General features: G+C 35.0%; 12 protein-coding genes and 1 pseudogene. 4 read left to right on the forward strand and 9 right to left on the reverse strand.

The genetic code is table 11. The features are described 5' to 3' along the window. Positions 1-56: 56 nt before the first annotated feature. The 5 genes and pseudogenes from Q0Q99_RS10215 to Q0Q99_RS10235 form a co-directional block, all read right to left on the reverse strand. Positions 57-1,034: pseudogene (locus Q0Q99_RS10215) on the reverse strand (ATP-binding protein); the annotation flags it as partial. Between the two features lie 210 nt (positions 1,035-1,244). Beyond that, complete coding sequence (asnB, locus tag Q0Q99_RS10220; protein WP_293895272.1) at positions 1,245-2,918, reverse strand: asparagine synthase B; 1,674 nt, start codon at positions 2,916-2,918, stop codon at positions 1,245-1,247. A gap of 157 nt (positions 2,919-3,075) precedes the next feature. Further along, positions 3,076-3,525 (reverse strand): hypothetical protein, encoded by a 450-nt coding sequence (locus Q0Q99_RS10225; protein ID WP_293895275.1) that lies wholly within the window; start codon positions 3,523-3,525, stop codon positions 3,076-3,078. 97 nt (positions 3,526-3,622) lie between these two features. After that, the gene (locus Q0Q99_RS10230; RefSeq protein ID WP_293895278.1) at positions 3,623-5,359 is read right to left on the reverse strand and encodes a TonB-dependent receptor; all 1,737 of its coding nucleotides are present in this window, start codon (positions 5,357-5,359) and stop codon (positions 3,623-3,625) included. 6 nt (positions 5,360-5,365) lie between these two features. Next, positions 5,366-8,380: a tetratricopeptide repeat protein gene (locus Q0Q99_RS10235; protein ID WP_293895281.1), complete on the reverse strand. Its 3,015-nt coding sequence runs from the start codon at positions 8,378-8,380 to the stop codon at positions 5,366-5,368. A gap of 220 nt (positions 8,381-8,600) precedes the next feature. Here Q0Q99_RS10235 and Q0Q99_RS10240 point away from each other — a divergent pair, with 220 nt between their 5' ends. From Q0Q99_RS10240 to Q0Q99_RS10250, 3 genes are read left to right on the forward strand one after another with little or no spacing between them, the layout of a single operon-like run. Then, entirely contained in the window at positions 8,601-9,284 is a 684-nt protein-coding gene (locus Q0Q99_RS10240) for a cell division ATP-binding protein FtsE (RefSeq protein ID WP_293895284.1), read from the forward strand. Beyond that, on the forward strand, positions 9,284-10,174 hold the full coding sequence (locus Q0Q99_RS10245) for a glycosyltransferase (protein WP_293895287.1): 891 nt from the start codon (positions 9,284-9,286) through the stop codon (positions 10,172-10,174). Before Q0Q99_RS10240 ends, Q0Q99_RS10245 begins: the two co-directional genes overlap by 1 nt. Next, complete coding sequence (locus tag Q0Q99_RS10250; RefSeq protein ID WP_293895290.1) at positions 10,171-11,109, forward strand: glycosyltransferase family A protein; 939 nt, start codon at positions 10,171-10,173, stop codon at positions 11,107-11,109. Before Q0Q99_RS10245 ends, Q0Q99_RS10250 begins: the two co-directional genes overlap by 4 nt. On the opposite strand, the gene Q0Q99_RS10255 is transcribed toward Q0Q99_RS10250, so the two are convergent. After that, complete coding sequence (locus tag Q0Q99_RS10255) at positions 11,096-11,500, reverse strand: FdtA/QdtA family cupin domain-containing protein (protein WP_293895293.1); 405 nt, start codon at positions 11,498-11,500, stop codon at positions 11,096-11,098. The two genes, Q0Q99_RS10250 and Q0Q99_RS10255, sit on opposite strands and share 14 nt — an antisense overlap. A gap of 9 nt (positions 11,501-11,509) precedes the next feature. After that, positions 11,510-12,604, reverse strand: coding sequence for a glycosyltransferase (locus Q0Q99_RS10260; RefSeq protein ID WP_293895296.1), 1,095 nt, complete (start codon positions 12,602-12,604; stop codon positions 11,510-11,512). Positions 12,605-12,729: 125 nt separating this feature from the next. Between Q0Q99_RS10260 and Q0Q99_RS10265 the strand changes: the two genes are divergently transcribed. Beyond that, positions 12,730-13,875: a glycosyltransferase gene (locus Q0Q99_RS10265; protein ID WP_293895298.1), complete on the forward strand. Its 1,146-nt coding sequence runs from the start codon at positions 12,730-12,732 to the stop codon at positions 13,873-13,875. On the opposite strand, the gene Q0Q99_RS10270 is transcribed toward Q0Q99_RS10265, so the two are convergent. Beyond that, positions 13,865-15,133, reverse strand: a complete 1,269-nt coding sequence (locus tag Q0Q99_RS10270; RefSeq protein WP_293895301.1) for an O-antigen translocase — start codon at positions 15,131-15,133, stop codon at positions 13,865-13,867. The two genes, Q0Q99_RS10265 and Q0Q99_RS10270, sit on opposite strands and share 11 nt — an antisense overlap. Before the next feature lies 1 nt (position 15,134). Next, positions 15,135-15,529, reverse strand: a 395-nt coding sequence (locus Q0Q99_RS10275) for an acyltransferase (RefSeq protein ID WP_293895304.1), incomplete at its 5' end; no start/stop codon positions are given.

Genomic DNA, 15,529 nt, shown 5'->3' on the forward strand with positions numbered 1-15,529 from the left:
GCTATTATTTCGGTAAAAGTTCAGGAACCACAGTTCGAGGGACAAACCAAAACTAAATTAGGAAACAGAGAAGTAGTTTCGAATTTTAATTTATCCAATAAACCCGAAGAGTCAGCATATTTTTTCAACGTACGCGTTAATCCCATACGGAAACCCTGTAAATGCGTTCCTCCTTCGTGTGTGTTTATATTATTCACATAAGAAAATATGTTTTCTGAATAGCTTGTATTGTAAACCAACGCTACTTCAACAGGAACTTCTCCTTTTTCATGTTCCATGCTTATCACATGAGAAATAATTGCTTCCCTTCCTTTATCCAAAAATCGAACAAACTCTTTTAGTCCTTCTGTAGAATGGAAAACTTCTGAAGCAAATTCGCCCTTATCATTTACATCTCTTCTATCAGTAAGTGTAATTGTAATTCCTTTGTTCAAAAAAGATAATTCGCGCATACGTCCCGCAATGGTATCGTAAGAATACTCAATGGTTTGAGTGAATATGCTTTTGTCAGGATGAAAAGTAACCATCGTTCCGCGCTTGTCTGTTTCACCAATTTGCTTCACAGGATACATTGCCTTTCCTTTTTCGTACTCTTGCTCGTAAACTTTTCCTTCTCTGTAAACGGTTGCTCTCAAGTGGTCAGAAAGTGCATTTACGCACGAAACGCCAACACCGTGAAGTCCACCTGAAACTTTATACGAGTCTTTATCAAACTTTCCTCCTGCACCAATTTTAGTCATTACAACTTCAAGTGCAGAAACGCCTTCTTTTTTATGAATGTCGACCGGAATTCCACGTCCGTTATCTTCAACGGTAACCGAATTATCTTCGTTTATGATAACACTAATCGTGTCACAGTGTCCGGCTAATGCCTCATCGATAGAGTTGTCAACTACCTCATAAACCAAGTGATGTAAACCTCTGACTCCAGTATCTCCAATGTACATGGAAGGGCGCATTCTTACGTGCTCCATTCCTTCTAATGCCTGTATACTATCGGCCGAATAACTGTTCTTTTTAATCTCGTCGCTCATATTATTTTATGGTAAAAAATCTATTTTTTGTCTAACGAGCAAATATATAAAAACGCATAGGATTTCCTATTGAAAATTGGGTATAAAAGCTTTAAGTTATTAACATTTTTGGTGGGATTTCAACAAAAAACGTCCATCAAAATTGACGAACGTTTAGAATCTGAAAGTCGTTCAGGTATAGCAAACAAACTAATCTCCGAAAACTACTTTTTATGCTTTGATATAGGCATCGTCATGGACATTTGCCACCGCTCTTCCTGATGGATCATTCATGTTTTTAAACGCTTCATCCCACTCTAATGCGATTTTAGTACTACAAGCCACACTTGCTTCCTGAGGAACGCTTAAGGCGGCAGCATCGCTTGGAAAATGTTCGTGAAATATGGAACGGTAATAATATTCCTCTTTTGATGTTGGTGTTTGTATTGGAAATTTGAATTTAGCATTAGCTAATTGTTCGTCAGAAACTGCTTCTGCAACAACTTCTTTCAAAGTATCAATCCAACTGTAACCCACTCCATCGCTGAATTGCTCTTTTTGTCTCCAGGCTACACTTGCAGGAAGCATATCTTCGAACGCTTTACGAAGCACCCATTTCTCCATTCTTTCGCCATTAATCATTTTGTCCTGTGGATTAATTCGCATCGCAACATCCATAAATTCTTTATCCAAAAACGGCACACGTCCTTCAATTCCCCAAGCTGCTAAACTTTTGTTGGCACGAAGACAATCGTACATGTGCAATTTGCTTAATTTACGAACGGTTTCTTCATGGAATTCTCTTGCATTTGGCGCTTTGTGAAAGTATAAATACCCACCAAATAATTCATCTGAACCTTCACCGGACAATACCATTTTTATTCCCATGGATTTGATAACACGTGCCATCAGATACATTGGAGTTGATGCTCTGATAGTAGTTACATCGTAGGTTTCTATGTTATAAATCACATCGCGAACAGCGTCTAACCCTTCCTGAATAGTGAATTTTATTTCATGGTGAATGGTTCCTAAATGATCGGCTACAACTTGTGCTGCAGCTAAATCGGGTGAGCCTTCTAAACCAACCGCAAACGAGTGCAATTGTGGATACCAGGCATCAACTGTATCTCCTGATTCTATACGTTTTTGGGCATATTTTTTGGCAACAGCCGAAGTAATCGAAGAATCCAATCCGCCGGAAAGTAAAACACCATAAGGCACATCACTCATCAATTGACGGTGAACGGCTGCTTCAAGTGCAATTTTTATTTCTTCAATGCTGGTTTTGTTTTCTTTTACGGCATCAAATTCGGTCCATTCTCTTTTGTACCATTGCACGAATTCGCCATCTTTACTCGACATATAATGGCCCGGAGGAAATAATTGAATTTTGGTACAATAGCCTTCCAAAGCCTTCAATTCGGAAGCCACATAAAACGTTCCGTTTTCATCCCAACCAATATACAATGGAATAATTCCCATATGGTCGCGGGCGATGAAATATTCATCTTTGGCTACATCATAAATCGCGAATCCGAAAATACCATTCATCTCATCTAAAAAACCAACTCCTTTTTCTTTGTATAAAGCCAAAATAACTTCGCAATCACTTTCGGTTTGGAATTTATATTTTCCTTCAAATTGTTTGCGCAATTCTCTGTGATTATATATTTCGCCGTTGGCTGCCAAAACCAGACTTTTATCTTCACTAAACAAAGGTTGTTTCCCTGAAGCCGGGTCAACAATTGCCAATCTTTCATGAGATAAAATCGCCTTTTCATTACTAAAAATTCCACTCCAATCTGGTCCGCGATGACGGATGGTTTTAGACATTTCCAACACTTTTGGTCTTAACACTTCGGCTTTCTGTTTTAAATCAAAAGCACATACTATTCCGCACATAATTTTCTTATTTTATTTTGATGGGGCAAAGATGGAATAATAGTTATAAATGAAAAACATAATTAACTATTTAACTATAAATTATAACTAAAAAACAAAATACTGTTATATTATGAAAGTTAAAAAACTAAAAATGTTAGTTTTGAGTTAGAAAGTGTCACGAAACGCTTTCAATGGTATAAGGCTTACCATTCATATCAAATTCAAAACCAACTTCATTCCCCATCAACTTACTTCCCAATGGAGATTGTGGCGAAATTGCAAAAATGCTTTTGTCATCTAAAGTTAATTTAGGTAAAGCCGTACTTATAAAAAGTAGCATTCCATTAGCTTGAACCAAACTTCCCAAAGCTACTTTTTTGTGGATTTGTAATACGTCAATTTTGTCGAGAATGGCTTTTTGTTCCAGAATTTCCTTTAGTTTGTGATTTAGTTTTTCCTGCTCCAAATGCATCATCGAAAGCGCCGTTTCATGTTTGTCTCCGGCCGAACCTTTGGCATCATTTTGCGCATCAATAGTCAAACCCGAAATCATGTCTTGGAAAACATCAATTCGGTCCTGGAGCATTTCTTTGTAGCGTTGATGAACTATTTGCTTTAATGTCATATTATGCTTAACCACTAAGTTCACTAAGAAGGCACGGAGCACATAAAAAAAATAGTGACTTTAGTGCCAAAACTTCGTGCGCTTCGTAGTTAGAAAATTAAAAATCAAATTTATAACTTGCGCCACCCAAAATCTGCAATCCCTGCACAGGATAATTGAACCATCTTTCGTAATTCTGATTCGCCAGATTATTTCCTTTTAAGAAGAAGGTCAAGCGTTCGCTAAATTTATATCCAATATGCGCATTCAAATCAAAATAGCTTTTTAGTGTAATGTTTTCATCAGGAGGAAAAGGAAGTGTTACTGTAGCTTGTCTGAAAACATCTTTTCTTTCACCTGTAAAGAACAAACTTGTCCCGGCGTACCATTTTGGCGTAATGTTTACATCAAGCGTTGTAGCGAGTTTTATGGCAGGTAAATTCCATGCTTCATTTTCGGCATCGGTTGAATAACTGCTAAACGTTCCGTTGATACCAAAGGAAACATTTTTAGAGAAATCAGCTTTCAATTCGCCAAAGAAACTCAACGTTTTTACTTTATCGTAAACAACTTCAAAGGAATTCCCGAAAGTATATCCATCAGTATTAGCATTCGAATTGTTATAGATATTACTTTTAAACAGTGCTTTCCCTTCTTCATTTTTGTATGAGCCACGGACGTTATAACTGATACTGCTTGCCAGCTTTCCTTTTAATCCTGCGTAAATATCAAATTTCTGATCCGTTGGAGCAATATTTAGCGTTGGGGACACAAAGTAATTCTCCTGTACAAAATCATAATATGAATTTTGTTGTAGTGTTCCTTCCAATCCTGCATAGAAAATCATCAAATCACCCACTACTTTATAGGCAGCAGTAACTTGGGGATAAATAAAGAACTTGTTTTTTCCAGCTTCCTGGGCGGCACTATAGAAGAAACCAGCCCCAAGATTCATCGTTAAATCATCTTTGTGGATTTTGATACTTGGCTGGAAGCCGACATTGGTAAAACCATATTTTATAGATGCCGTTTTGTCGAAATTCTGTTCAAATGAACCACTAATGTAATCCACCACGAAATCAGCTTTGATTTTTTGCTCTACAATATCAAATTCCAAAGATGGTTTTGCAACAAAACGATTTTCTGCGGAGCCAAAAGCATCCCAAAAACGACTGAACTTAATAGTGCTTTCTTTTAGAATATTGTCCAAACCTAATCTTCCGCCAACATATAAAGTGTGATATGTTTGCTGCTCGTCAATCGTTGCAATTGTTGCGTCGGGTAAAAATCCAGGGTAAATTCCGTACCAATTATACACTTGATTTTTATAACCTAAATCGGCATTCCATGACATTGTTTTCGTTCTGCTTCCATAAGTTAAATCCAAAGCCGTATTAAAGAATTTGTCATCCAAAACCACATCTTTTATTCCGCCTTGAGACGAACTGTGACGCAGCATTCCACCAAAATAATCCGTATTGCTGATGTTTTCGGTAATAAAAAGTTCCGCGTTTATTGTTCCGTAATTTCCTGCCGCCAGGGTTGCATAATTACTGTATATTTTCTCTTCGGGGCTTTTATCCACATTAGCTGCCTTTCCTTTTGAAGGCGCAAAAGTGGAAGCTACCGGAAACGAAAAAATATTGTATTTAATGTTTTCTTTTTTAGAAGTATCATCGTCATCCAGACTTGGAGTTTCCTTTACTTTGAAAGCATCAGAAATTGTTGGCGTATACGGTTTCACTACGTTTACGACTTCGGTTCCAATGTTTTCGTCTTTCTTTTGCGCGGTTGTCTTCTGGAAACTTCCTAAAATTAAAACGGCAGCTATAGTATATTGAAATGTCTTTTTCATTAGATTTTAATTTTGGATAGAAGAATTTGTTTTAGAAATTTCGCCTTTAATCATATTCAATTCGGTTTGTGCTTCCGCAACAACGTCATCGAATTCCTTGAAGTTTTTGATAACGCTGTCTAAAATAGAAGTAGCACTAAAATTATCTTTCAATTGGTAATAGTTTCTCGCCATTACAATCAAACCTTTGGCACCAAAATATTTATAGCCTGAATAATCCCTGGCTAATTTTTGAACTGTTTTATTTGAATCCTCATACTTGCCATCTTTATTTTTGAAATACGCATCATAATACAACGCTTCGGCCGCTAATTCTCCTTTAGCAATAGTTAACAATTTCGCGTAAGCTACTCGGGCTTTTTGCTCATCATTCACTTTTATCGCAGCACGGGCAACAATAATCTGTGCGTCACTTTTTATTTTGTTATCTGTTTTTGGATTTGCCAATACTTTATCAGCATAAATAACTGCATTTGCATAATCCTTTTGATCATAATACGCACGCATCAGATTGGCTTGCGCGAAGGTTACGTTTTGTGGAAAATCAGCTTCGGTTTCCAATCTTTCTAACACAGGAACAGCTTTCGCATAATCATCTTTTTTCAAATGAATTTCGGCTAAACGTACTAAAGACTGCTCAGTATATTCGTTTCTTGGTTTGCTGATTACAAACTCATAATTCGAAACAGCACTTGCTTCTTTACCATCTGTGTAAAGTGACTGTGCCAAATAAAAATTAGCTTTCAAAGCGTGAATTCCTTTTGGAAATTGGGATACATAACCACCCAAACTGGTTATCGCCTGTTTGGTATTGTTTTGCAAATATTGTTTTTCGGCAGCTTCGTAAGTATCATTATCCAAATCAGCATCGGAAACTTCAACGAAATCCAAAGTTCGTACCCATGCCGCATATTCATTCACTTTTCCGTTATCCATATAAACCAATCTTGCTGTCGAGACCGCTTCAAGGGCTTCCGGAGTTCTTGGATATTTAGCAGCTACTTCTTTAAATTTAGCTATTGCTTGTTCATCTTTTTGAGAATTATAATAAATCAAACCCTGACGTAAAATCGCTTTGGAGGCAAACGACCCGTTTTTGAATTCGGTCAATAATTGGTCATAAGTTTTAATTGCCAAATCGGTTTTGTTTTCGGTAACATAGGTATTTCCCAATTCGAACAAAGCGTCATCACGATATTTTGAAGATTTGTATTTTTGGAGAAAGGAATTAAAGTCTTCAATTTTATTGTTGTTTTTACCAACAAATCCATAGCTCAATGCTTTTTGGAAAGCCGCATAATCTGCATCAATCCCTTTCATATCGATGGCTTTGTTGTAAGCATCCATCGCCGGCCAATATTTAGCAGTAACGAAACGTGAATCCCCTAATCTTAAAAAAGCATCATTCAGACGAACCTTATCATCTTTTGCTCCGTCAACATATTTTTGAAAATAATTTCCGGCCTGATCATATTCTTTTTGTTTAAAATAAGCATAAGCAATATTGTAATTGATGTTCTTGTATTCCGGCGTTGTTTTGGCTTCAGCCGAATCCTCAAATTGTTTAAAGCTCGACGTCGCATCACTGAAATTGTCTAAAACATACTCGGTTTCACCTTTCCAGAAAGTAGCACGAGCCGTTATTTTTTCATTTTTCTGATTGGCAATTGATTTTTTAAACATGCTCAAGGCTTCCTGATAATCTCCATCTGTATACAGTTCAATTCCTCTGTAAAACAACACTTTTTGATAGGCTGCTTTATTGGCTGGCGTATTATTTTTTTCCAATAATGTCAAAGCATCTTTATAATTCTTAGAAGTAATATAAGAGTTAATCAACAGGTTTTCGATTTCGCTTTTGCTTGGCGAATTTGGATATTTATTCAAAAAGGAAGACAAAACATCGGGTACACTTTGGTAAGAATTTCCAATTTCATAACTCAGTTTGGCATAATTTAAATTGGCATCTTCCTGAATCTTTTTATCAAAATCCATTTCTGATGCACTTTTGAATGCGTTTAATGCCTGTTGCTTTTTATCCGTTTTGAAGTAGCATTCTCCCAAATGATAATAGGCATTCTGTGCTACTGAATCTTTCCCGTCTATGATTTTATTGAATTGCGAAATGGCATTTTCATAGTCTTTTTGCATGTAATACGTATAACCCAATTGGTAAAAATCGGTGTTGCTCCATTTGCCTCTTTTGCCTTTGTATTCTTTTAAGTAAGGCAATGCTTTATCGTATTGTTGTAAATTAAAATAGCTTTCGCCAATGATTTTGTTGAGTTCCGATTTCTCAGAAGCATTGGATTTTGGCATCGCTATAAGACCAGCATCTATCGCTTTTTGAAAATCACCCGATTTGAAGTTCATATCGGCTTTGAAATAAGATAATTTTTCCTGGTATTTTTCTTCGCCTTCCACTTGCTGGAAATACTTATTGGCTTCCTTATAATTATTGCCTTCATAAGCCATAAATCCTAAATAATAATTGGCCTGCGTGCCATATTCTTTAGAGTTAACCACTTTATTAAAATAATCAGCCGCTGCTTTTTTGTCACCAGCAGTGAAATAAGCATAGCCTTTTTGGAAAGTAAATTTTTCAGTTTGATCATAAGTCAGCGCATTTTCATCTACTTTATCGAAATATTGCAACGCTTGTGGAAACTTGCCTTGTTCAAAATAATATTGCGCAACTTCAATGTAGGCTTGGTTTGTTTTAGAACTCGTTGGATAATCGGCAACAAATTTTTCCATCAAGTCATCCGCATTATTCTGATTGAGATGGATTGCACAAATACCAATGTAATAGGCGCAATCTGCCTGAACATCTTGGGCGGAGTCCTCGTGCTTTACTTTGTCAAATAAGATTTGGGCTGATTGGTATTGTTTGTCTTTAAATAGGGAAATTGCAGTATTAAAGTCAGACAAATTATTGGTGTAAATAGTGGATTGTTGTCCTGAAACTTTGGATATTCCAGCTATAGAAATTAGAAAAAATAACATTAAAATCTTGCGCATAGTTTTTATTTTAATTTATTCAAAAATAGTATCCTCTACCCTATAACGTAAAAACAACGCGATTTATTATAAACATTCTTTTAAACAATTTTTATTTTAAAAAGAAAGATAATAGAATAAAGAGAAAAGACAATTCCGCAGTTTGAGAATCTATGTTCTATTTTCTTTTTTGGATTTTGGAATTTTTATTTACTATTTTTACCCAATAAACGAATTACTCATGCCAGAAACTGTTTTATCTCTAAAAAATGTCACGATTTATCAAGAAAATAAAGTGATTTTGTCACAAATAAATCTTGAGGTTAAAGAAGGCGAATTCCTTTACATCATTGGTAAAACCGGAACAGGAAAAAGTAGTTTTATGAAAACACTTTATGGCGATTTACAATTAACAGTGGGTTCCGGAAACATTGTTGGTTATGATTTATTACATCTCAAAGAAGACGAGATTCCGTTTTTGAGAAGAAAAATTGGCATTGTTTTCCAGGATTTTCAATTATTGCCGGACAGAAATGTGAACGAAAATATGTTGTTTGTATTAAAAGCTACCGGCTGGACGGACAGAACGGAAATGCAGGTTAAAATTGATGATGTTTTACAACGCGTCGGCATGATAGGTTTGACAAATAAAATGCCGCATCAGCTCTCCGGTGGAGAGCAACAAAGAGTTGCAATTGCCCGATCTTTATTGAATGATCCTGAATTAATCCTGGCAGATGAACCAACTGGAAATCTCGACCCACAAACAAGTGCTGAAATCTTAGGTGTCTTGAAAAAAATCAATGAAAACGGGAAAACAGTTATCATGGCAACCCACGATTATGCTGTGATTATGAAATTCCCTGCCAAAACATTGAAATGCGAAGACAGCACTATTTTTGAAGTGGTTCAAAAAACGGTATAATGTTAACTGTTATAATTCCAACTTTCGATTATAACGCTTTGCCATTGGTTCGAGTTATACAAGAACAATGTGTAAAAGCTGAACTTATTTTTGAAATTATTTGTCAGGATGACGCATCAAATTCAGCCTTAAATACTGAAAATGAAAAGATAAATTCTTTACTGCATTGCCATTTTTATAGTAATACTGAAAACCTTGGCCGCGGGAGAAACATTAATTCAATGTCATCAAAAGCAAAGCACGATTATCTTTTGCTTATGGATTGCGATACTTTACCTGCCAAAGATACTTTCATAGAAAATTACATGAATGAAATAAAAAAAGAAGCTTCTGTAGTTTTTGGAGGCATTATATATCAATCAGAAAAACCAAAGCAGGAAAATTTATTGCGTTGGGTCTATGGACAGAAGAGGGAAGCATTGACTGTTGAACAAAGAAAGGCTAACCCCTATTTTTCGTCGCTGACTTCTAATATTTTATTCAAAAAAGACGTTTTTTTATCCAATTTATTTGATGAGAATATCACCAATTATGGGTATGAAGATGTTGTTTGGGTAAAAAAAATAAAAGAAAAATCCATTGCTATAACACATATTGACAATCCTGCTTTTCATCTGAATATGGAAACTTCCGAAATCTTTATAAAAAAAATACACCAATCACTGGAAAACCTGAATCTGATTTTAAAACTTGGCCTGATTACAACTTCGGATAACCGAATCTTGAATACTCATAAAACTGTTATAAATGCAGGTGTTGCTGGTTTGTTTAGTTTTATATATAAAAAATTTCATGCCAAAATAGAAGCCAATTTATTATCAAATCATCCCAATTTATTTCTGCTTGATATTTATAAGTTAGGCTATTTTTGCAAAATTAACTCAAAATGAGCCCCATTTTCTCCATAGTAATTCCTTTATATAACAAAGAAAAGTTTGTGCTCAACGCTTTGCAAAGTGTGTTTAACCAAACATTTGAAAACTACGAAATACTTATTGTTGAAGATGCGTCAACGGATAAAAGCCTGGATGTAATTTTAAATATAAAATCAGAAAAAGTTATTATCATAAAACACGTTTCAAACAAAGGGCTTTCGGCTGCAAGAAATACGGGAGTTAAAAATGCCAAGAGCAATTATATTGCTTTTTTAGATGCTGATGATTATTGGAAAGACACTTATTTAGAAGAGCTTTTTTTACTTATAAAAAGCTTTCCTGAAGCTAAATTATTTGCTACAAATTACGAAGAATTATTCCAAAACAACTTGATTTTACTGCCCAACAATAAAGCTAAAAACTTAGAAGAGAAAATGATAATCCCTGATTTTTTTGCAATCAGTTTAGCGCAGCCACTCTATTGTCCGTCTAGTTTTTGTGTAGAAAAATCGGTTTTTGACGCTATTGGTTTTTACAATGAAAGCATCCGTTTTGGGGAAGATGTAGATTTTAATATCAGGGCAAATTACTCGTATAAGTTGGCTTACTCCAAAAAGCCTTTGGTACGCTATACGATGATTTCTCAGAATCAAATTACGCAAAGTGCAGTCAGTGGTAAATTTATTACTGATTTCGATTTTTTTGACTCCAAGGAAACCTCAAAATCGTTGAAGAAGTTCCTGGATTTCCATCGGTACATTATGGCGAAACATTACAAAGACGAAGATAATGCTGTGGCATTTGAGAAAATGAAAAAAGGAATTGATAGTAAAAACCTAAATTTCAAACAACGAATACTGCTGAATGCACCTTTACGGCTAGTGCATTTGTTCAAAAAGATAAAAGGCTTTTTTCTTGCAAAAGGAATTCGGCTAACTACTTACGATTAGACTGCAGATAATCTTTATAATCATTAAAGTCGCGGATGTAATCGTCCTCTAAAAACTCGCCTGATGAAATTACCAAACAGATTGAACCCGAAGAAAAGTTATCCAGTTCACGCCAGGTATTCGATTTGATAACCAATCCTTTGTCAGGTTTATTCAACGTAACTTTTTGAGATTCGTGACCATCATGCAGCAGCACATCAAAACTTCCTGAAAGCGGAATCAGCAATTCAAATTGCTCTTTGTGTGCGTGTCCACCACGTTTTGCCGTACTAGGAACATCAAAAAGATAATAAACCCGTTTTATTGGAAAAGGTAGCAGGTTTTTTTCAATTACGGCGATGCTGCCTCTGGTGTCGTGAATTTTTGGTATATCTAAAAGCTCAATATTCATGGTGCTAACTTACTTTATTTTTAGCAATTCTAACCATTGTTTTCCGATTGTTTCAATCGCGAACGGCTTAACGCTTGTTTTTGTATTTTGTTTGCAATGTTCTCTCAATTCAGCATCTTCAACCAACAAATTCATGATTTCAATAAGTTGGTAAAAATCCTGATTGGCTACTAAAAGTCCGTTTTGCCTGTCAATAATAATTTCATTAGGACCGCTGAAACAATCAAAGGAAACAACTGGTGTCCCAACAGCAAACGATTCCAAAATCACATTAGGAAATCCTTCATTTTTACTGGACAAGACTGTAAATAATGCATTTTGATAATAGGGAAACGGATTCTTCTGAAAGCCTTTGAATACTACTAAGTCCTTCAACCCTAATTTTTCAGATAAGACTTTGTACTCAGATTGCTTCTGGCCATCGCCTAAAAGTATCAATTTTATTTTTTTATTCGGCAAAACCGATTTGGAATAAGCTTCGATAAGTTTATCAAACTGTTTAACCTCTTCATTCATTCTGCCTATGGCCATGATATAGTCGCCTTCCGAAACACTGTATGCGTTTTTTGAAGTTGTAATAGATTGTAAATCGATAGGATTGTATATCTGAAAGGCATTTTCTGCCAAACCTTTGGAGACAACAGCTGACTGAATGGCTTTTGAAACCGCAACAATTTTTTTGTCTTGGTAAATAAGCTTAGACCATGCGGATGACTTCGGAAAATAGAACTCTAAAATCCCGCTATGAACCGTGTAGTAAGTTTTTTTTGGATAACAATATTTTGAAATAAGGAATTCCTGTAGCAAACTGGTTCTCATTCTGAAATCAATTACAGCATCAAAATTAGTATCATTGATGAACTTTTTGAATTCAAAAAACCTTTTGAACTTTCGGGTTACAGCAGTAGCAGCATGTATTTTTCCCAAGTTTAAAAGTGAACCCGAATACTCATACTGAATCCAATCTGCAAACACACAATTGTGAACCTCCAAACCAGCTTTCTGAAAATAGAGCGATAACAGAGAATGTACTTTTTCAGCACCGCCATTTGCCAGGCAATCGCCTATGAGCGCTATTTTGAATTTTATATCTGGTTTTGTCATTAATGAATATTTGATAACAAACCTCGTTAATTTTTTTATTTTTACCATTCAAAAAAAATAATATTTGCCTACATTTAACTTTTTCACAGGCAAATCTGAATTTTAAAAAAAAAACAGAATCATTCATGCGAATACTACTTGTTGGTGAATACAGCCGACTGCACAACACTTTAAAGGAAGCCTTGATTACCTTGGGACACGAAGTATTTCTTGTGGGCAGTGGCGACGGTTTCAAGAACTATCCGGTAGATTATTCTATTGAAGCCAAATGGTGCCAGAGTACACTTTTGAATATTCCGAGACAAATCATTTTCAGATTGACAAAATTTGATTTTGCCAAAATTGAAATAGGCGTCCGATACCAGTTGTTTTCCAATAAATTAAAAGGTTTTGACGTTGTTCAGCTTATAAATGAAAGTCCGATTCAAACCCTCAAATGGATGGAGCATTTGTTTTTAAAGAGGTTGGTAAAAAACAACGGAAAATTTTTCGTATTGTCTACCGGTGTTGACTATCTTAACGTAAAATTCTGGTTTGAAAACAGAAATGAGAAATCGATTCTGCAGCCCTATTTCAAAAATCCTTCGCTTGAAAACGAGTATCGTTATATTTTAGAATACCTTACCAATAAGCACAAAAAAATCCATGATTTTATTTATAAAAACTGTGACGGCATTATCGCTACAGATATTGATTATTGGATTCCGTTACGCGGAAACATCAAGTTTTTGGGAATGATTCCGAATCCGGTTAACCATAAAGAAATGGAGTGTCAAGAACAAAAAACAGATGATAAGATAGTTCTATTTCTTGGTATCAATAAATGGAGTTATCATCAAAAAGGGATTGAATACTTTGAAAAAGCACTAGGTATTATCAAAGAAAAATTTGGACATACAATTGAAATAATAATTACCCAAAACATACCTTATTCCGAATATATCAACCTTTACAACAAGTCGCATATTTTGTTGGATCAGATGCATGGTCACGATCAGGGTTACAACGCTTTGGAAGCTATGGCTAAAGGAAAAGTTGTTTTTACTAATGCCAGTGAAACATTCGAAAAACACTATGACCTCTCAGAAAAAGTTGCAATAAACGCTTTACCCGATGTAGATTATTTGGTAAAGGAGTTGTCCTTTTTAATTGATAATCCAGCGGAAATAACAGCAATCGGGAAGCGTGCTAAAGCTTTTATAGAAAAGAAACATGATTATGTGAAAATTGCAGCCGAATTTGTAACAGTTTGGCAAAAAACTAATGCTTAAAAAATAATTTTCTGAATAAAAACAAAACCAATAGAAAACAAAGAACATTAGTATAAAAATAAGCTTGTAAAACGCCTTCGGTTGCGTTTTGTTTTATCAAATAAAAGGAAAGCAAAAAGTACATTAAATTAAAGACTATCTCTACCAAAAAGTAACGTTTCATCATGGTTTTTACGAGAATTTGAAAACCAAAAGCTAGAGTCATTATCCTGAAAAAATCTCCTAAAAGTTGCCAAATCAGAATCCTTTCAACAGTCGAAAACTCAGCAGTAAATGCCAATTTCAGAATAATTCCTTTGGCAACATAAATTACAATTAACATCAGTAGAAATAATGGAAGAAAAAGTCTGAAATAGGATTTTAGTTCGGTTTTAAATTCGTTTTCGGTATGGATTGATGCCAGTTTCGGCATATAATACAGTGACAATCCCGAACTGAAAAAAATCATATAAAAACTCGACAATCTATTGACGGCGTCCCAAATTCCCGCTTCTTCAATAGAGTATTTTTTGACTATCATATTTCGTATACAAAGCAATGTCAACGGAGCAATTATTGCGGTTAACAATGCCATTATTGAAAACTTTTTGATAACCTTAAAATATTTTTTACTAATTAGTTTATGAAGGTCAAATTTGAAATAATTAGCTTGGTTTCTAACAAAAATAAAAGTTACCAAAACCATCAAAAACTCCCCAATCGCAACAGATAAAAGTCCACCGAAAATATTTTTTTTCCAGATTAACAAAGCAGTCAAACCAAAAACCAAAATATTGGAAATGATTTGGATGAGCATTATTCTTCTAAACTTTTCCAAACCGTTGTAAATGGCTAGCCAAAATGTATTGATAACCATTAATGGCAACAATAAACCAAAAAAGCTAATTGGAGCTAAATAGTCATTTGTGTAAAACAAAAAAACTGAAATTGACGACGCAAAAACTAAAACCACCAATGCCAACACACTTGAAATAAGGAGAAAAATCCAGAAAAAAGTAGAATAAATAACCGAAAGTTCCCGTTTATCTTCTTTGTTTTCCACAAACAATTTGACAATCGAATTGCTGATGCCAAGCGTAGCAATTGACTTCAACATCAATGCAAAATTTCTAAAACTTCCCATCAAAGCCATGCCTGATGTCCCAAGGAAAACGGAAATAATTTTAGAGGAAAAAATGCCTAATACAAAACTCACCGCAACTGAAATAGAATTCAGCGACAATACTTTTAGCAATGTATTTTGTTTTAATATTTTCAATTTAGAGATTCCTTATCACTCGTGCCGGATTTCCGGCTGCAACTACATTTTCGGGTATGCTTTTAGTAACAATAGAGCCGTTTCCAATAACAGAATTCTTGCCAATGGTAACGCCCTTCAAAATGGTAACATCATCGCCTAAAAAAACATTTTCGGCAATAAAAACTGGTTCATGTTTTGGCTCGTCATCATTTCTTTTGTCAATCTCGAGATTGTGTCCGTCATTATCAATTATGGAACAATTTACTCCAATTAAAACAGTACTTTGAATAGTTATTTTTGAAAAAGCCACTGCTGAAAAGCCATTATTTATAGAAACATTATCTCCTATGTTAATTTCACTCTCTGAATTCCGGGCTTCCAAATAAGCATAATGCGAATAAAAATTTGGCGAAG

The organism is Flavobacterium sp., from assembly GCF_025352425.1.
GTDB lineage: Bacteria > Bacteroidota > Bacteroidia > Flavobacteriales > Flavobacteriaceae > Flavobacterium.

Coding starts and splice junctions, on each gene's coding strand:
- Q0Q99_RS10230 (WP_293895278.1), bottom strand. CDS start 5,359: ATGAAAAAGACATTTCAATATACTATAGCTGCCGTTTTAATTTTAGGA.
- Q0Q99_RS10255 (WP_293895293.1), bottom strand. CDS start 11,500: ATGAATATTGAGCTTTTAGATATACCAAAAATTCACGACACCAGAGGC.
- Q0Q99_RS10265 (WP_293895298.1), top strand. CDS start 12,730: ATGCGAATACTACTTGTTGGTGAATACAGCCGACTGCACAACACTTTA.
- Q0Q99_RS10260 (WP_293895296.1), bottom strand. CDS start 12,604: ATGACAAAACCAGATATAAAATTCAAAATAGCGCTCATAGGCGATTGC.
- Q0Q99_RS10225 (WP_293895275.1), bottom strand. CDS start 3,525: ATGACATTAAAGCAAATAGTTCATCAACGCTACAAAGAAATGCTCCAG.
- Q0Q99_RS10240 (WP_293895284.1), top strand. CDS start 8,601: ATGCCAGAAACTGTTTTATCTCTAAAAAATGTCACGATTTATCAAGAA.
- Q0Q99_RS10235 (WP_293895281.1), bottom strand. CDS start 8,380: ATGCGCAAGATTTTAATGTTATTTTTTCTAATTTCTATAGCTGGAATA.
- Q0Q99_RS10250 (WP_293895290.1), top strand. CDS start 10,171: ATGAGCCCCATTTTCTCCATAGTAATTCCTTTATATAACAAAGAAAAG.
- Q0Q99_RS10245 (WP_293895287.1), top strand. CDS start 9,284: ATGTTAACTGTTATAATTCCAACTTTCGATTATAACGCTTTGCCATTG.
- asnB (WP_293895272.1), bottom strand. CDS start 2,918: ATGTGCGGAATAGTATGTGCTTTTGATTTAAAACAGAAAGCCGAAGTG.